We start from the raw sequence: 15,787 nt of genomic DNA on the forward strand, positions 1-15,787 counted from the left end.
TGATTTACACTTAAACACATATACGAAATGAAAAAAGTAATGATGCTAATGTTGCTTTTCATGGGCGCATTGGCGGTACAAGCGCAAAATTCCAACCATTTTGGTAAGGAAATTAATGAAAACAAAGCCATTGAAGCCAGCGCGCTCCCTGAAAAAATGGGGGATAAAACAGAAATGGCAGCCAAGGTAAGCGGTCAGGTGGAATCGGTTTGTCAGGTGAAAGGCTGCTGGATGGCGGTAAAGCTGGATAATGGAGAAACTATGCGTGTCATGTTCAAGGACTACGCGTTTTTCGTTCCCAAAGATATCAGTGGAAAAACGGTGGTTTTTGAAGGACAAGCGCAGAAGAAAACAATTCCTGTTGAGCATTTGCAGCATTATGCCAAAGATGCCGGACAGAGCAAAGAAGAAATTGAGAAAATCACCGAACCTAAGGAAGAACTGACGTTTATCGCAGACGGCGTGATCATCAAATAATTCGGATCTTCAAAGTAAGAAACAAGCGAACGGGCACTTTTGAACATATTCAGAAGTGTCCATTTCTTTTTATATGAAGTTTAAAAACGCCTTCGCCTGCTTTGGATTAGTCCTTTCGTTTCATTTTACATTTGCCCAAACCACCAAGATAAATTGGTGGAATCCGCAAACAGCCACATTCCCGGTTTTGGAAGGACAAGCTTGGCCCAAGGAAGTGAAAAATCCTTACGACAGGCTGCCAGCCCGAGCAGAAAAACAGGTTAGGGAGCAAGTTTGGGGACTTTCAAATCAATCTGCCGGGCTAATGTTGCGGTTTCGGGCCAATTCTGCTGAAATCAGCGTGCGTTATGTCGTGAACGGCAAACACGCGCTGCCTCATATGCCTGCCACGGGCGTGAGCGGTGTGGATCTTTATGCTATTTCCAGTGACGGCGACTGGCGTTGGTGTGCAGGGAAATATACGTTCGGCGACACGATAACTTACACTTTCAGAGGTCTCGAACCTAATGATTCATACCACCAAAGAGGCCGGGAATACAGGCTCTATCTTCCATTATACAACAGCGTGAAGTGGCTGGAAGTGGGAGCGCCGGAAGGAACAGCATTCACGCCGCTCGCCACCAGACCGGACAAGCCGATCGTTATTTACGGCACTTCCATTGCACACGGCGCCTGTGCTTCTCGCCCCGGAATGGCCTGGACGGCAATTTTGGGAAGGAAACTGGACCATCCGCTCATTAACCTCGGATTTTCAGGAAATGGGCGGCTGGAAGAGGAAGTTGTGAGCATCGTTTCGGAAATTGATGCCAAAATATTCGTGCTGGATTGCCTACCAAATCTTACAATCAGGCCCGATTCCAAACTTGGAATTACCATTGAGGATGTAAAAAACAGGATTCTCGCCACCACGCGCGCATTGCGTAAAAAACATCCGAACACGCCGATCGTGCTCGCATCACATGCGGGTTATACGGATGAGGATATGAATCCGCAAAGCAAACATTTTTACAGCGAGGTAAACGAAACTTTGAAAGAAGCTTTTGCACAGCTCAAATCGGAAGGTGTCCGGCAAATATTTATTATTCCAAAAGCAGATTTCGGACAGGATATCGAGACAATGGTGGACGGGACGCATCCCAATGACCTCGGAATGATGCGTTATGCGGAAGGTTATGAAAAGCATTTGCGTCAGATATTGCATGAGTATAAAGGCATTGCGTCCACGACACGGCCCGTGATACAAATGCGCGAGCTTAACAACTACGATTGGGAAGCCAGGCATCAAGAAATTTTAGATCTCAATAGAAAGAATCCGCCTGCAACCGTCATTATTGGAAACTCCATCACGCACTTCTGGGGCGGACTGCCGAAAGGGCCTCGCGCCACGGGAGCAGACTCCTGGGATGATACATTTGGTAAAAATACAAGGAACATGGGTTACGGCTGGGACCGTATCGAGAATGTGTTGTGGCGCATTAATCACGGAGAACTGGACGGGTATGCTGCCAAACAGGTTTTGGTAAACATTGGCACCAATAACCTGCATCTCAATTCGGATGAGGAAATTGTAGAAGGCTGGCGAATGCTGATCGACGCGATCAAATTCCATCAGCCGGATGCGCAGATTATCATGTTGGGCATTTATCCAAGGCGCCAGCAGGAGGGAAGAGTGTCGGTGATCAATGAAAAATTAGCTCAATTGACGGGAGAAATGAATGTTAATTACCTCGACCCGGGCAAAGTGTTTTTGCAAAAAGATGGGAAAATAGACGAGACATTATTCTCCGACGGCCTGCATCCCAATGCGAAAGGATATAAACTCTTGGGAGATTCAATTAAACCGCTTGTGAAATAAACCGGCTTACAACACGATCCCTATGCCGAACAAAATTACAAATAGCAATGTAGACAGTGCCATTTGCTTCAAGTAGGGATCCAATTCGCTGGCTTTTTTCAATCTCGAAATAGCCAGTCCATTTTTAATAAATAGTGGGAAGCTGAGCAGAAATATCAGGCTCGTATAACCTGAAAAGTGCTCTGCTATATAGACAGAGACGCAAAGCATGCCGATAATTAAAATCGTCCAGTGGTAGGCAATGGCTTTTTCGCGCCCTAATCGCACCGGAATGGAGTTTTTGCCCGTGGCTTTATCAGATTCTATGTCTCGGATATTATTAATGTTCAAAACTCCGACAGCAAAAAGTCCGCAGCTGGATGCTGGTAGAAGCAAGCCCCAATCCCAAACATGCGTGTGCAGATAACTGCTGCCGAGCACGCCAACCCATCCGAAAAAGATCAAAACTGACAGATCGCCCAGGCCAACATAACCGTAAGGACGTTTTCCGGCAGTGTAAGTAATGGCAGCAATAATGCAAGCAACACCAATGCCCAGAAAAACCCAGAATACATTGGCAGGAGCGCCTTTTAACGCAATGATTAAGAGCAATATCCCGGAAATCAACGCAAGAATTGAAAAGAGAATGATGGCTTTCAACATGGTCGAAGCCTGAATGTGCCCGGAGTGAACGGCTCTGCGCGGCCCCTCCCGTAATTCAGTATCTTTCCCGTTCACAGCATCGCCATAATCATTGGCGAAGTTGGAAAGGACTTGCAGTAGAATGGTCGTTAACACGCTTAATCCTGCCACCGGCCAGCTGAATGTGCCGCTCGCAGCCGCCAGAAAACAGCCCATTAATATGCATGAAAGTGCCAAAGGCAATGTGCGGGGACGGGCTGCTTCAATCCAGGGATTCATTGATTTTAATTGGAGTAGGGTAATTCAGGCTTGCGTTTTTAGCTCAGCCCAGTTTATGATTTTTTCTGCAACTTCTAAACCCTCCTTAGACACAGCAGCATTTAAAACGCCATCATAGCTCATCGAAAGGTGAAGAATGTCGTAAGCATCGAGGAAATAGGACAAGACTTTTTTGTCAACAACAGAAAGTTCTTTTTGATACCATTCGACGCTTTTTCTGGTTTTTTTCTTTTTGTCGCCTAAAACACTGTCAAGGGCAACCAAAACGCCGGAATAAGCAGTGTGTCCTGCCATCTTCACATATTTGCGGTCTTTGTAATGGCCGTTTTCTTTGATCGCCTTTTCACTTAAAATCTCTTTGGCGTTAGCGATATAACGCTTCGCATCTGTAATGTCTTTCATGCTTAGTGATGTGTATATGATTTAATAATATTTCAGGCTGCCACTCATTTGCAGCCTGAAAGTAAAAAAGCTTCTCTTAAATGCCAACCGCTGTCAAAAACTCAGGGTCAGTTGGTAATATTTTTGAAGCGAAGAAATTGGTTAATTCACCTTTTTCATTCACAATATACTTACAAAAATTCCAGGTTGGAACCTTGTCATTCCAGCCGTTCAAGTCTTTGGTAGTAAGCCATTTGTAGATAGGCGCCTGGTCTTCTCCTAAGACCGAAACTTTTTCAAACATGGGAAAAGTTACGCCGTAAGTTGCGGAGCAGAATGTTGCGATTTCTTCGCTAGTACCAGGCTCTTGTCCGCCAAAGTTGTTTGCCGGGAAACCCAATACAACCACTTTATCTCCATGCTCTTTGTTGAATTTTTCCCAATCCGCATATTGCTTGGTGTAGCCGCATTTAGACGCAACATTCAGGATCACCACTTTTTTGCCTTTGTATTTACTCAAATCAATTGTTTTGTTGCCTACCAGCGATTTTACCTTAAAATCATAGAGTGTTTGCTTGGCGACCACGTCGTGAGCAGGTCTTGTGGCAACTTCGGACTTATCGGCAAAAAGGCCGGTTATTAAACTCGTAATCATAATGAATAGTGTTTTTAATAAGCTCATAATCGTAGTCTGGTTATTGGTTAGATGTTGTAATTAAAAGTGAAATTGTGAACATTCAATACATTATTAGCGGCTTTTCAACACGACTTCCCTAACCACCCGGCCTCGCTACATTCGCTCGGGAACTTCTATCCCTAATAACCCCAAAGCTTTCTGAATTGTTTCCGAAACTGCACCAGATAATGCAACCCTGAATTTGACAGAATCCAGGTTAGGATCAGAGAAAATAGAGACCTCTGCATAGAACTGATTATAGACCTTGGCCAACTCAAATGCATACAACGAAATCACCGAAGGCGCAAACTCGCTCGCAGCCGCCTGCACACGCACCGGATATTGCGATAATGCGAAAATCAGCTCCTTTTCTGCCGGGTGTAAAATATAGCTTACGGGCGGAATCACCGCTTGGATGCCTGACTGCTCCGCTTTTCTGATAATAGAACGGATCCGGGCATAGGTATATTGAATAAATGGCCCCGTATGTCCTTGGAAATCAATGGATTCTTCGGGATTGAAGAGCATTCTTTTTTTAGGATCAACCTTTAAAAGAAAATACTTTAATGCACTCAATGCGAGCTGATTGTAGAGTTGTTTGGCTTCTGCACTATCAAAATCATCGATCTTACCCAATTCCTGCGTTCTGCTTGCCGCGGTCTGGATCATTTGTTCCACCAGATCGTCCGCATCCACCACAGTGCCTTCCCGTGATTTCATTTTCCCGGACGGCAGGTCCACCATGCCGTAACTGATGTGATAGCAGCCATCTGCATAAGGTCTTCCCAGTTTTTTGAATATGGCAAAAAGGACTTTGAAGTGATAATCCTGCTCGTTTCCTACAACCCACAAATAGCGGTTGTTATGGAAGTCGCTGTATTTCAGTTCGGTTGTTCCCAGATCCTGCGTAATGTAAACGGAAGTTCCGTCACCGCGCAAAACCAGCTTTTCGTCCAGTCCTTCTGCTGTAAGGTCGATCCAAACCGAGTTGTCGGGCTTTTTGTAAAAAACATCATTTCGTAAACCTTCCTCAATAATGTCTTTGCCCAGCAAATAAGTATCTGATTCATAGTAAGTTTTATCAAAACCAACACCGATCTTATCGTAAGTCTGGCGGAAGCCTTCGTAAACCCAGCCATTCATTTTGTGCCATAATGCGACGGTCTCGGAATCATTATTTTCCCAAAGCAAAAGCAATTTTTGTGCTTCCAAAATCCACGGAGCCTTTTTAGCTGCTTCTTCCTCAGACATTCCCTGCTCCACAAGCTCCTTAATCTGCCGCTTGTATTCGCCGTCAAACTTCACATAATATTTCCCAGCCAAATGGTCGCCTTTCATGCCGCTGGATTCCGGCGTTTCGCCATTTCCAAATTCACGGTAAGCCAGCATGGACTTGCAGATATGGATCCCGCGATCATTCACCAGACACGTTTTTACAACATCAAATCCGCTGGCTTTCAGGATTTTGGCAAGGGATTCACCAAGGAAATTATTCCTCAAATGTCCCAGATGGAGCGGCTTATTCGTATTAGGAGAAGAAAATTCCACCATTACGGATTGACCGTTCGAAGGAAAAGTCCCGAAATTCTGATCATTAAAGACATTCGAAAACAATTCCAGCCACGTCGTGTCTTTCAGGCTGATGTTCAAAAAGCCTTGCACAACATTAAACTTTTCAGCCACAGAAGAGTGCTCTGCAAGCTCGTTTCCAATAATCTGCCCTATTTCTGCTGGCGATTTTCGGATAGATTTGGTGAGTGGAAAAGTAACAAAAGTGTAAAATCCTTCAAATTCCTTTTTTGTAGGTTGTAAAATGATGTCTTCAACAGTTACATCAAGATGCTTCTGGATTGCTTTTTGAATATCGTCCTTTAGAATTGCTTCAATCGTCATGAATGATGGGGTAAAATGGAAGTGCTTATTCAAAATCCGAATGACATTTCCCTAAGTTTTTATTTGATTAAAATAATTTATAATATTAATAGCAATGTTGTCCTTTTTGATGCAAAATTAGGGTAAATATTGAAGAGAGTCACACCCCTGAAGGAAGAAGTTATGAATAACCATTCTTTGCATTGGCCCGGGATTTTTTGCATGCTCTTTTTGTGCATTATTCCGGTTGCCGGCGCCTTCGCGCAGTTGCAGCAATCTGATCGTCTGGAAATACCCGCTAGTCCTACTTCCACAGAGCAATTCGAGGTTTTCAGTTTGGGACAGCAAGGCTTATTATCTGTTGTCAGGGGAAATGAATGGTCTAATACGAGAAATGAGCAATGGCAATTTGTTAAATACGATACAACACTGAAAGTCGTCTGGCGGACGTCATACAAACTGGATTTTCGTTACATTCCGGTGATGGCTTATAAGGGCGAGGAAAGTGGTTACTGGCTTTTTGCTGAGCCAGATACAGACCGTTTTCTATTCATGCAGCTCAATTACAGCGACGGCTCCATAGACACTTACAAAGGGAATTTACTGTCAGGCGTAGATGTGCAGCAATTCAAAGTGATAGGCAGCAAGGCGCTGGTTTCGGGCTATTACAGATCGCGGCCGGTCGTGATCGTCCATTCCTTTTTCGACCATACAACCAGGGTTTTGCCTGGGTTATTTGAAAAAAATACAGAGCTGAATAATGTCGACATCAATGAGATTGACGGTTATATTAATGTAATCACTTACGCCTACCGCAAAAAAAACTGCGTTTTTGAGATCAAAACGTATAATTACGAAGGAAAGCTCTTGAAAAAAACAACATTGAGCGATCCGAGATACAGCTTCATTTCCGGCCAGATCGTGCCATTGAATCCGGATGATTCGTACTTAATTGGCAATTATTCGGTCGGCTGCACACAATATTCGCAGGGCTTGTATGTCACGCACGTGGAGCATGATGAGCCCGGAGAACCGCAGTTTATTGAGTTTTCCGAATTGCAGAATTTCTTCAATTATATGAAGCCAAAGCGCCGCGCACGGATGATGGAACGCATCGCCAACCGGAAAAGCATGGGTAAAGAAAACAAATTTCGTTACAGACTCCTGGTTCACGAGCTTATCCAGACGGAAAATGAAATCGTGCTCGTAGCAGAAGTTTATTATCCCAATCAAAGATCCACCAGCCCGATCATAACCGGGGGCATTTCAAGACCATACATTTCACGCTCTCTCGAGGGTTACCGCTATACACACGCCATTGTTTGCGGGTTTGACAGGAATGGGAAATTCATGTGGGATAACACCATTACGATCAAAGATCTGACAAGCTACGACTTGCAGGAAATGGTTCAGGTGACGCCGGTCGACGACTATTTTGTGCTGGCATATCCGCAGGAAGGGGAAATCCATACAGAAGTGATCAGCCGTAATCAGGTGGTTGTTGAGAGCGAAAAATTTAAGATCACAGCCAAATCCGAAAAGGAAAAAGTGCTTAACAATGAGGATGGCTATCTTTCGCCCTGGTATGGACAGTATTTTCTTGCGTATGGCATGCAGCGCATCGGCTCGTCATCCTTAGGGCAAGGCCGGGAGGTTTTTTATATCAATAAATTGACTTACAAAACGGAAGATATCGGCAAGGCAACAAAGGAAGAAGCATCCCGCCCGCGCTGATTAATCCACCATCCAAATGTGGTCGGCTTCGAAGCCCTGTTCTTTCCATTCCACCTGCACGCGTTGGCTCTCCACAGTGCTAACCTGCATTCCCACATAATCCGGGTCAATTGGGATCTCGCGGTTGTAGCGGCGGTCGATCAGCACCATTAGTTCAACGGTTTTAGGTCTTCCAAAGGCAGTCATTGCGTCCAGCGCCGCTCTTACCATGCGCCCTGTCGAAAGCACGTCATCAATGAGGATCACTCTCTTGCCTTCAATCAGAAAAGGCACATTGGTTTTGTTCGGCAGGAGCGGGGATTCCCTTCTGCGGAAATCATCCCTGTAAAAAGTAGCGTCCAGATAACCCAGCGGAATGTCTTTGCCCATGCGTTCGCTCAGTTCGGCGATAATGCGCTCGGCAAAATATATTCCCCGCGGTTGCAATCCCATCACCACGGAGTTGGAAAAATCCTGGTGATTCTCAATCAGTTCCTGGCATAACCGGCTGGTCATGATCTCTAACAATGGGCTGCTAAGTATTAATCGTTTTTGGGGTATCATGTAAATTCCCTGAATTTTAGCCTAAATTAAGTGCTCAAAGATGAAATCAAAAACTTTTGACAAATGAAATATCTGATTGCCGGATTGGGAAATATAGGTCCGGAGTACGCATTCACCAGGCATAATGTTGGATTTATGGTGTTGGACAGGCTGGCGGCGCAGCATGATTTTAAATTCACATTCGAAAAGCTTGCTTTTGTTGCGGAGTGGAAGCACAAGGGCAGGCAGATTTATTTCGTTAAACCAACAACCTTCATGAATTTAAGCGGCAAGGCGATCCGCTATTACATGGATCAGTTCAAAATCCAGGAAGAAAACCTGCTTGTCATTCTCGATGAGCTTCAACTTCCCTACGGAACGCTCAGGATCAAGCCCAAAGGAAGTCACGGCGGACATAATGGTTTGAAAAATATTGAAGAATTGCTGGCGTCGACGAATTATCCGCGTTTGCGGTTCGGAATAGGAAATAATTTTCCACGCGGAAGGCAAGTAGATTATGTTCTAAAACCTTTTTCCAATGAAGAAATGAAAGAACTGCCCATATTTTTAGATAACGCTGGCGACATGGTGCTTTCGTTTTGTACTTTGGGGATACAAACAACAATGAATAATTATAACCAATGATTGTACTATTTAAAGAAAATATAAATATTTCAAGAATTGTATTTATTCTGTAAATGAAGGTTTTCTCAAAATATTATTTAAGCAACATTTAGAAAAATGATATTTTGTAACAAATTTTGACCTGAAAACCAGCATTCGTTCCAAATATAATTTTGTTATCTCATTTTATAAATGCTTGTAATATCAAAATTAATGTGGACATTTGTATCTAGGTTCGCCGAAATAAAAATAGAATAAATCAAAGGAAATAATATTAATGTTTTTACCTTTGTAATAGTTTACACAGTTTCGTTAGTCGCTCAGTCACAAGTTAATAGGGCAAAAGTAATCCGAAACGCGAATAGAGGTAAATAGGCAATGTTTGCTAGCAAATCTGAAATTCAATTTGCTTCGTATATAGACCAGATGTTTCCGGAATTGTTCATGTGGAAATTGGAGTATTATTCAAAACATTGTTACTTTATATAAAAAGAGATTTAGATACGCTTGCATTGATATAGTTTATTCGGTTAATACGCCGAAATCAATTGCAAAAGATATAAAAGATAAGAAAAGGTTAAGGGTTTAGGAATAGTCAGTATAAAGCCGTCTCAGTGAGATGGCTTTATCTTTTTATAGGCTCCGCCCAAATTTCCACCCTGCGGTTAGACCTTTTCAATGCTTCCGATTGGTTTACGCGATTAGGCTGCGCAGATCCATATCCTGAACCCGCAATACGGTTTTCCGGAATTCCCTTTCCCAGTAAATAACCCTTTACCGTCTCCACACGCTTATTCGAAAGTTCCAGATTTTTGGCAAAATCGCCCGTATTGTCTGTATGGCCTTTGAGAATAATTCTGAGGTTTTCTCTTTTTTGGAAATAGGAAACAAGTGAATCGAGGCCACTTAATGCATCATCTTCCAGCACATCCGTGCTTTGTGTAAAATATAATGTGGATAACGGCGTGTCATATGTTGATTCAGAAAGACTGATCAGCGACTTCACCTCCTCAAAACGGTTTGAAACTTTTACAGAGACACTTTTGGGTTGAAATCCATCTGCTTGTGCTGATATGCGATAAGTTTCATGCGGACGAAGTTCGAAATTATAAATGCCGTTCACGGTTTTCGTCGACGCTACCAGAGAGTCGGTGCTGGATTTGCGAACGGTCACATCGGCATCATTAACCGGTTTTAAATTTTTACCATCGTAAACCCGTCCCGTCACAATCGCGAGATTGGTGTTTCTCTTGGCTGGTTCTTTGGCCGTTGGTTCTTCCTCCGGTTCTTCCTCTTCTTTTTCTGCAACCGGTGCTTTGGGGGCTCTGCTGATGGTTTGATAACTCCTCCTGACAAACACGGGTGTCATAACCCGGTCATAAACGCGGATCAGAACAATGGAACCGGCACTGGATTCGTGATTCGCAATGAGATCATCCTGGAAAAGATTGAGCACCTGGTCGTCATCCAGCATTCCCTCTGTTCCGGGATCTTTAAATTCCAATTTGGACTGGCCATTGATGTACATTTTAATCGCCTTGGTTTCAAAATCACGCGAGTACACATAATGTACATACTGATTCGCACGCACAGGCGCTTTTTCTCCAATTGCAAAATCATAAAAATTGAGTTTGCCGTCGTATATATAACTGCCGTAATCACTTTTTCTGTTTTTGAAATCAAGCACCCTTTTCCAGCTGTCGAGCTCGTCCATTTTGAAGTAGATCTCGACGGTGAAAGATTTGCTTAGAAAACCTTTGGCTTCTGTGTTATTGAACTGTAAACCGCTATTTTTTTCAAATTGATAAATGGTCCTGCTCAAATCGTCGGATCCGGGGATTTTTTCTTTCACATACTTTCCGGGCTGCCCGAGGACCTTTAATGCCGGTCCTGCATTTTCGATCGGAGTAAGGCCATTGTTAAAGTCATAAGTCCACTGGCTTTGCGAAAACGAAGGAATATAAAGTCCGGTAAGGAGAATAGCCAGAATGCACTTCGCGATTATTTTATCAATCATGCCCAAAAATATGAAAAGTGCAGGGTGAAGCCGAAATGCATCGTGTATTTTTGGATCATAATTCTTGTTGAGTGTGAAAAACATTGGTATTGGTCTTCTCTTTTCCATTCTGTGGTCGTCTGCATCTGTCGCCACCAAGTTTGGGGTCCGGTCAGCTGCTCCGTTAATACTGGCAAACGTTCGCTTCTTTATTGCTGGTATATGGTTGCTGACTTTTTCCTATCTCCTGAGTAAAGACAAGTCATATCGCCTGCCGAATAAAAAAGAATGGAAGCAGCTTGCGCTGTTTGGTTTTCTTAATACAACGCTTTATCTGGGCCTCTACGTGTATGCCATGAAATTTACCGCTGCCGGAATCGGGAGTCTGGCTGTTTCAATCAACCCGCTGATCATTGTGCTGTTATCGTCCTGGTGGCTCAAAAGGCATCCGCGCCCGGAAGAATGGTTGGGGATTATTCTTGGGATGGCTGGTGTAGGCGTTGCAACATATCCTCTACTGGCCGACAGTTTTACCACCATTGAAGGAGTTATATTACTTCTGGTCAGCATGATAGCCGTTTCAGCAGCCAGTGTTTACTATGCAACTATCAAATGGGAGTTACCCAATTTGCTGATCAACGGCTGGCAGGTTTTCCTGGGCGGTGTTTTCCTGCTTCCGGCAACATTACTCTTCGCTGATTTTTCAACCACAGTCTGGGACGGCACATTTTGGTATCCTGTTCTTTGGCTGAGTCTGGCCGTGTCGATCGTCGGGCTGATCTGCTGGTTTTATTTGCTGAGAATTGACACGGTAAAAGCATCCTTATGGCTCTTCCTATGCCCCCTTTTCGGCTTTTTCTTCGCCTGGTGGCTTATGGACGAGCCCGTAACGATTTACACGGTCATGGGAACTGTCTTGGTTATTGCAGGGCTGTACGCAGGGCAGCGGGCGAAGTTGATGAGATAATTCACTCATTCAGTCATTCACTTATTCAAAATTAATCAATCAAAATCTCCCCCTTCAAATAAAGCCTTGCCTGTCCGCCAATGTGTACGCGGTCGCCGTCGAGCTCGCATTTGAGATATCCGCCGCGTTTAGAAAGTTGTTTGGCGGTTAATATTGTTTTGTCGAGCTTTTCTGCCCAGTAAGGGATCAGCGTTGTGTGTGCTGAGCCGGTTACAGGATCTTCATCAATGCCTGATTGAGGAGCGAAAAAGCGTGACACGAAATCAACGTCTTCGCCGGCAGCCGTGACAATAATGCCTCTCGCCGGAATGGTGGATAGCACAATAATGTCCAGTTCCAGGTTCTTAACGATTTCCTCAGATTCAAGAACCACCATATAATCGGTTTTCCCCTTGTAAACTTCCAGCATGGTGGTGTCGTTCAAGCTCTCAACCAAGGCCGGCGGCGGCACGGCAATATGATATTGATCCACAGGGAAATTTAATGTTAGCCAATCCTCTTTGCAATCCACATGAAGCTCGCCGCTGCGCGAATCAAACCGAATGGATTTGCCTTCATAATTCTCAATATTGAAGATCACATAAGCGGCCGCCAGAGTTGCGTGCCCGCACAGATCAACCTCAACCGAAGGCGTGAACCAACGTATATGAAAACCGTTTTCATTGGGAACGTAAAATGCAGTTTCGGCCAGGTTATTTTCAGCAGCAATGTTGAGCATTGTTTCATCTGGAAGCCACTCGCTCAGAGGAACAATCGCAGCAGGATTTCCACAAAAGAGTTTATCAGTAAACGCATCAATTTGGTATATGGATAGTTTCATGTATTTCACAAAATGGGGTTAACAATACCAAGGTATTAAAATATTCTCGAGTAGAAGAAGTTGCCTCTGGAAATTTTCAATAATATTATTAGAATCGGATAATAATTTCAACGGTGGTTTATACGCAACCTAACTCCTTTTGTTTTTCATACGGAGATAAACACCATTGGTCCAGCCGAATCCTTCCTGGATCTCATACTCACCTCCGCCGGCGATCAGATTGGTGTCTGAGACATTATATTTTTCAAGCATTTTGCCTGAATGTTTAAATTCCTTATCCACCAGCGCGATCCATTCCGCACAGAGTTCATTGGCCGTCCGGTGGAAATTATAATTGCGCAATCCTTTGTAAGCGATCCATTGCAAAGGCGCCCAGCCATTGGGCGCGTCCCATTGCTGCCCGGTCTTAATTGTGGTCGTTAGCAAGCCTCCCGAACGCATAAAATTCAGGCGGATATACGCTCGCATGTAATGGGATTGCGATTTTGTGGCTAGTTTAAAGTATAGTGGAAATGTTCCCGCCAGTGTCACCGCTTTTGTGAATGTTTGCTTTTTGAAATCATAATCCATGAAATAATTTCGCGATTCATCCCAGAAATAAGTCTGGATGGCAGCGGCGCGCAACCGGGCTTTTTCCTCAAAATACAAATGCATTCTGGTGTTATCATGCAGCAGATAGGCCTCAGCCAGCGTTTTTTCGAGGTGGTGCATCAGACAATTTAAATCTATCGGGAGAATGTCTGTGGTGTGAATGCTTGTAAAATCATTTTCATCTGCAAACCACCTGCTGCTGAAATCCCATCCCGACTCCGCCGCGGCTCTGATATGCCTGAAAACCGCTTCCGGCGCCATTTCAAACCGTTTCTGCGCCTCAATGCTCAGCTCGACATCCTCACGATAAGACTCCGGGCGAGGAGTGGCTTTATCATCCCAATATCGGTTCAATAACGCGCCATCGGGCAGCTTCACAAGCCGCCTGTGCGCGGTGAATGGCTCATGTGTGGGGCCGTCGTCCTGCATCCAGTAATCATATTCTTTTTGGAGTTGGGGTAAATAGCGTTTGAGGATTTTCTTTCCACCCATATCACTGTAAAGGCGCACCATGAGGGAGAAGAACGGCGGCTGGGATCTTGTCAGATAATAGGTCCGGTTGGCCGTGGGAATGTATCCAAAACTGTCGATCAGATAAGCAAAATTATTAACCATGCTTTCAATCAGATCCGTTCTTCCGGACTCTTTCAGACCCAGCATCGTGAAATAGCTATCCCAATAATAGATCTCCCGGAATCGCCCGCCAGGCACAACATAAGGAAAAGGCAACGGGATCAGTGAACCGCCGCGCTCCTGGTTTTCAGGGTGGCGCGTGAGCACAGACCACAATCTTTTAATGTTTTCCGATGTCGAAGAATTTTTATCGGCCTGGAAATCAGACACAATATGCTTAGGCAATCGAAAGTTTTCGCTAACAAATGTTTGAAGGCTGAAATCAGTTTGGTCCTTTTGCTGATGATATCTTTCAATGATCAGAACCGGGTCTTCCAGAGGGATCGCATCTGCAAATGTTTTGGAATCCTCGAAAATATGGCTGTGCTGGATATCGCGGAAAAGCGTTCCATACAGGTCCTCCGGCGAAACATGTGACTGACCATACGTGAAAGAGGGGGCAATGAATCCGTACAAGCTTATGGTGGTTAAAGGACTGTGGTAAATTTGAGCTTAGGCAGCTTCATGGCGTTTTCAATCAGCTGAATTTGGATACCCAAAATGCCAGCTGCTGCTTTGTAATCGATTTTTTCCGGATCGTCGGTCGGTTTGTGATAATCATCATGGCCGCCCGTGTGAAAGAAAAGAACCGGGATTTTTTTAGCGTAAAAAGATCCATGATCCGAGCCGCCACTTCCTGCTTTATCTGTAAAAAACTTGGTTTCGCTTTTTACACCTTTAAATATATCCGGCCATTCTTCACTCGTTCCAAAACCGCCGATGCCGACGCCCCGGCTGGCATCATAACGACCGATCATATCCATATTGGACATGAAATTGATTTTATCCAATGGCAATGTGGGATTGTTCACAAAATGACGTGACCCAAGCAAACCCAGTTCCTCTGCGCCAAATGCAATAAAAAGGAAGTTATAAGGCTCTTTTACATTATTTTGGGAAAAATATCGCGCAAGTTCCAGCAAACCGGCAACGCCCGAGGCATTATCGTCGGCTCCGTTGTGAATCTGTCCTTCCGGCTTCTCCGCTTTTGAACTGCCTTGTCTGCCCAGGCCTAAATGATCAAAATGCGCGCCGATAATGATGGTATTTTCAGCACCGTTATCCAGAAAGCCGATCACATTATTGGTTTCCCGCAAGCTATCCGGCACCACGACACGCCGCACCTTGGCAGTAAATGGCTGGTAAAATCCGTCCGTTCCCTTGGGTTGAAGTCCGTACTGTTTGAACTGCTTTGCTACGTATTTTGCAGCCTTTTTATTCTCCTTACTTCCTGTTCCACGGCCCTGCATTTTGTCCGAAGCAAGCTTGTAAATGTGCTTTGAAATATGGTCCGGTGTGGGCAGTTGGGCGAACGCATTTTGGCAAACAAAACAAAGGAGGATTATGTATTTTTTCATCGAACGCGGTAACATTAAAGGGCAAAGATAAACCGCCCTGCATCCCCTGCAAAATAGAATTTACGCTTTTATTTGCATTTTCAGGCATCCACGCTTAATATTGCAACATCAAGTCAATTGCTTCACCTTGTGTGCGATTGATTTATAAAGAAGAGGCGAGAGAATGGGCTCAATGAACCTCTGGCAACCTGCTACCACAATGGAGAAAGGTGCTAATTCCCACCTAAGTTATTAGGAGATATAAACTCAATTCGCGTGAACTTACTGTTAGAAATTTCCGTAAGCCGGATGGCTTTATTCTCGCATCTGCTCTGTGCATTCCACGGAACAGTCTGTTAAATT

Annotated in this window: 14 protein-coding genes and 1 riboswitch; of the genes, 5 read left to right on the forward strand and 9 right to left on the reverse strand. The window is 44.3% G+C overall.

Features of this window, described 5'->3' with window-relative positions; genetic code table 11:
• Positions 1-27: 27 nt before the first annotated feature.
• Both NFI81_RS25085 and NFI81_RS25090 read left to right on the forward strand, forming a co-directional pair.
• Positions 28-477, forward strand: coding sequence for a DUF4920 domain-containing protein (locus tag NFI81_RS25085; protein ID WP_234615671.1), 450 nt, complete (start codon positions 28-30; stop codon positions 475-477).
• A 73-nt stretch (positions 478-550) separates the two neighbouring features.
• A complete protein-coding gene (locus NFI81_RS25090) occupies positions 551-2,332 on the forward strand; it encodes an SGNH/GDSL hydrolase family protein (protein WP_234615670.1) in 1,782 nt (593 codons plus the stop codon).
• A gap of 6 nt (positions 2,333-2,338) precedes the next feature.
• On the opposite strand, the gene NFI81_RS25095 is transcribed toward NFI81_RS25090, so the two are convergent.
• From NFI81_RS25095 to argS, 4 genes are all read right to left on the reverse strand, one after another.
• Positions 2,339-3,232 (reverse strand): 1,4-dihydroxy-2-naphthoate polyprenyltransferase, encoded by an 894-nt coding sequence (locus tag NFI81_RS25095; RefSeq protein ID WP_234615669.1) that lies wholly within the window; start codon positions 3,230-3,232, stop codon positions 2,339-2,341.
• 24 nt (positions 3,233-3,256) lie between these two features.
• On the reverse strand, positions 3,257-3,634 hold the full coding sequence (locus tag NFI81_RS25100; RefSeq protein WP_234615668.1) for a DUF5618 family protein: 378 nt from the start codon (positions 3,632-3,634) through the stop codon (positions 3,257-3,259).
• A 76-nt stretch (positions 3,635-3,710) separates the two neighbouring features.
• Entirely contained in the window at positions 3,711-4,268 is a 558-nt protein-coding gene (locus NFI81_RS25105) for a glutathione peroxidase (RefSeq protein WP_234615667.1), read from the reverse strand.
• Between the two features lie 135 nt (positions 4,269-4,403).
• On the reverse strand, positions 4,404-6,182 hold the full coding sequence (gene argS, locus NFI81_RS25110; protein ID WP_234615666.1) for an arginine--tRNA ligase: 1,779 nt from the start codon (positions 6,180-6,182) through the stop codon (positions 4,404-4,406).
• A 162-nt stretch (positions 6,183-6,344) separates the two neighbouring features.
• Between argS and NFI81_RS25115 the strand changes: the two genes are divergently transcribed.
• Entirely contained in the window at positions 6,345-7,895 is a 1,551-nt protein-coding gene (locus tag NFI81_RS25115; protein WP_234615665.1) for a hypothetical protein, read from the forward strand.
• Here the strand turns inward: NFI81_RS25115 and pyrR are convergent, their stop codons facing one another.
• Positions 7,896-8,435: a bifunctional pyr operon transcriptional regulator/uracil phosphoribosyltransferase PyrR gene (gene pyrR / locus NFI81_RS25120; RefSeq protein WP_234615700.1), complete on the reverse strand. Its 540-nt coding sequence runs from the start codon at positions 8,433-8,435 to the stop codon at positions 7,896-7,898.
• 66 nt (positions 8,436-8,501) lie between these two features.
• Here pyrR and pth point away from each other — a divergent pair, with 66 nt between their 5' ends.
• A complete protein-coding gene (pth, locus tag NFI81_RS25125; protein WP_234615664.1) occupies positions 8,502-9,062 on the forward strand; it encodes an aminoacyl-tRNA hydrolase in 561 nt (186 codons plus the stop codon).
• 604 nt (positions 9,063-9,666) lie between these two features.
• Here the strand turns inward: pth and NFI81_RS25130 are convergent.
• Positions 9,667-11,058 carry an OmpA family protein gene (locus NFI81_RS25130; RefSeq protein ID WP_234615663.1) on the reverse strand — a complete coding sequence of 464 codons (1,392 nt, stop codon included), beginning with the start codon at positions 11,056-11,058 and terminating at the stop codon, positions 9,667-9,669.
• Positions 11,059-11,131: 73 nt separating this feature from the next.
• Between NFI81_RS25130 and NFI81_RS25135 the strand changes: the two genes are divergently transcribed.
• The gene (locus NFI81_RS25135; RefSeq protein ID WP_234615662.1) at positions 11,132-12,004 is read left to right on the forward strand and encodes a DMT family transporter; all 873 of its coding nucleotides are present in this window, start codon (positions 11,132-11,134) and stop codon (positions 12,002-12,004) included.
• Positions 12,005-12,035: 31 nt separating this feature from the next.
• On the opposite strand, the gene NFI81_RS25140 is transcribed toward NFI81_RS25135, so the two are convergent.
• The 3 genes from NFI81_RS25140 to NFI81_RS25150 all read right to left on the reverse strand — a co-directional run bounded on the left by NFI81_RS25140 (position 12,036) and on the right by NFI81_RS25150 (position 15,445).
• Positions 12,036-12,824, reverse strand: coding sequence for a PhzF family protein (locus NFI81_RS25140; protein ID WP_234615661.1), 789 nt, complete (start codon positions 12,822-12,824; stop codon positions 12,036-12,038).
• A gap of 129 nt (positions 12,825-12,953) precedes the next feature.
• A complete protein-coding gene (gene treA / locus NFI81_RS25145) occupies positions 12,954-14,504 on the reverse strand; it encodes an alpha,alpha-trehalase TreA (RefSeq protein WP_234615660.1) in 1,551 nt (516 codons plus the stop codon).
• A gap of 11 nt (positions 14,505-14,515) precedes the next feature.
• A complete protein-coding gene (locus NFI81_RS25150) occupies positions 14,516-15,445 on the reverse strand; it encodes a M20/M25/M40 family metallo-hydrolase (protein WP_234615659.1) in 930 nt (309 codons plus the stop codon).
• Between the two features lie 139 nt (positions 15,446-15,584).
• A riboswitch (SAM riboswitch) is annotated at positions 15,585-15,692 on the forward strand.
• Positions 15,693-15,787: the final 95 nt, after the last annotated feature.

Source organism: Dyadobacter fanqingshengii, assembly GCF_023822005.2.
In the GTDB taxonomy this organism is placed as follows: Bacteria; Bacteroidota; Bacteroidia; order Cytophagales; family Spirosomataceae; genus Dyadobacter; species Dyadobacter fanqingshengii.

Excerpts from the sequence above, each read along its gene's own strand:
- NFI81_RS25150 (WP_234615659.1), bottom strand. The coding sequence starts at position 15,445 with ATGAAAAAATACATAATCCTCCTTTGTTTTGTTTGCCAAAATGCGTTC.
- NFI81_RS25090 (WP_234615670.1), top strand. The coding sequence starts at position 551 with ATGAAGTTTAAAAACGCCTTCGCCTGCTTTGGATTAGTCCTTTCGTTT.
- NFI81_RS25140 (WP_234615661.1), bottom strand. The coding sequence starts at position 12,824 with ATGAAACTATCCATATACCAAATTGATGCGTTTACTGATAAACTCTTT.
- NFI81_RS25130 (WP_234615663.1), bottom strand. The coding sequence starts at position 11,058 with ATGATTGATAAAATAATCGCGAAGTGCATTCTGGCTATTCTCCTTACC.
- pth (WP_234615664.1), top strand. The coding sequence starts at position 8,502 with ATGAAATATCTGATTGCCGGATTGGGAAATATAGGTCCGGAGTACGCA.
- NFI81_RS25085 (WP_234615671.1), top strand. The coding sequence starts at position 28 with ATGAAAAAAGTAATGATGCTAATGTTGCTTTTCATGGGCGCATTGGCG.
- NFI81_RS25115 (WP_234615665.1), top strand. The coding sequence starts at position 6,345 with ATGAATAACCATTCTTTGCATTGGCCCGGGATTTTTTGCATGCTCTTT.
- NFI81_RS25105 (WP_234615667.1), bottom strand. The coding sequence starts at position 4,268 with ATGATTACGAGTTTAATAACCGGCCTTTTTGCCGATAAGTCCGAAGTT.
- argS (WP_234615666.1), bottom strand. The coding sequence starts at position 6,182 with ATGACGATTGAAGCAATTCTAAAGGACGATATTCAAAAAGCAATCCAG.
- NFI81_RS25100 (WP_234615668.1), bottom strand. The coding sequence starts at position 3,634 with ATGAAAGACATTACAGATGCGAAGCGTTATATCGCTAACGCCAAAGAG.
- NFI81_RS25095 (WP_234615669.1), bottom strand. The coding sequence starts at position 3,232 with ATGAATCCCTGGATTGAAGCAGCCCGTCCCCGCACATTGCCTTTGGCA.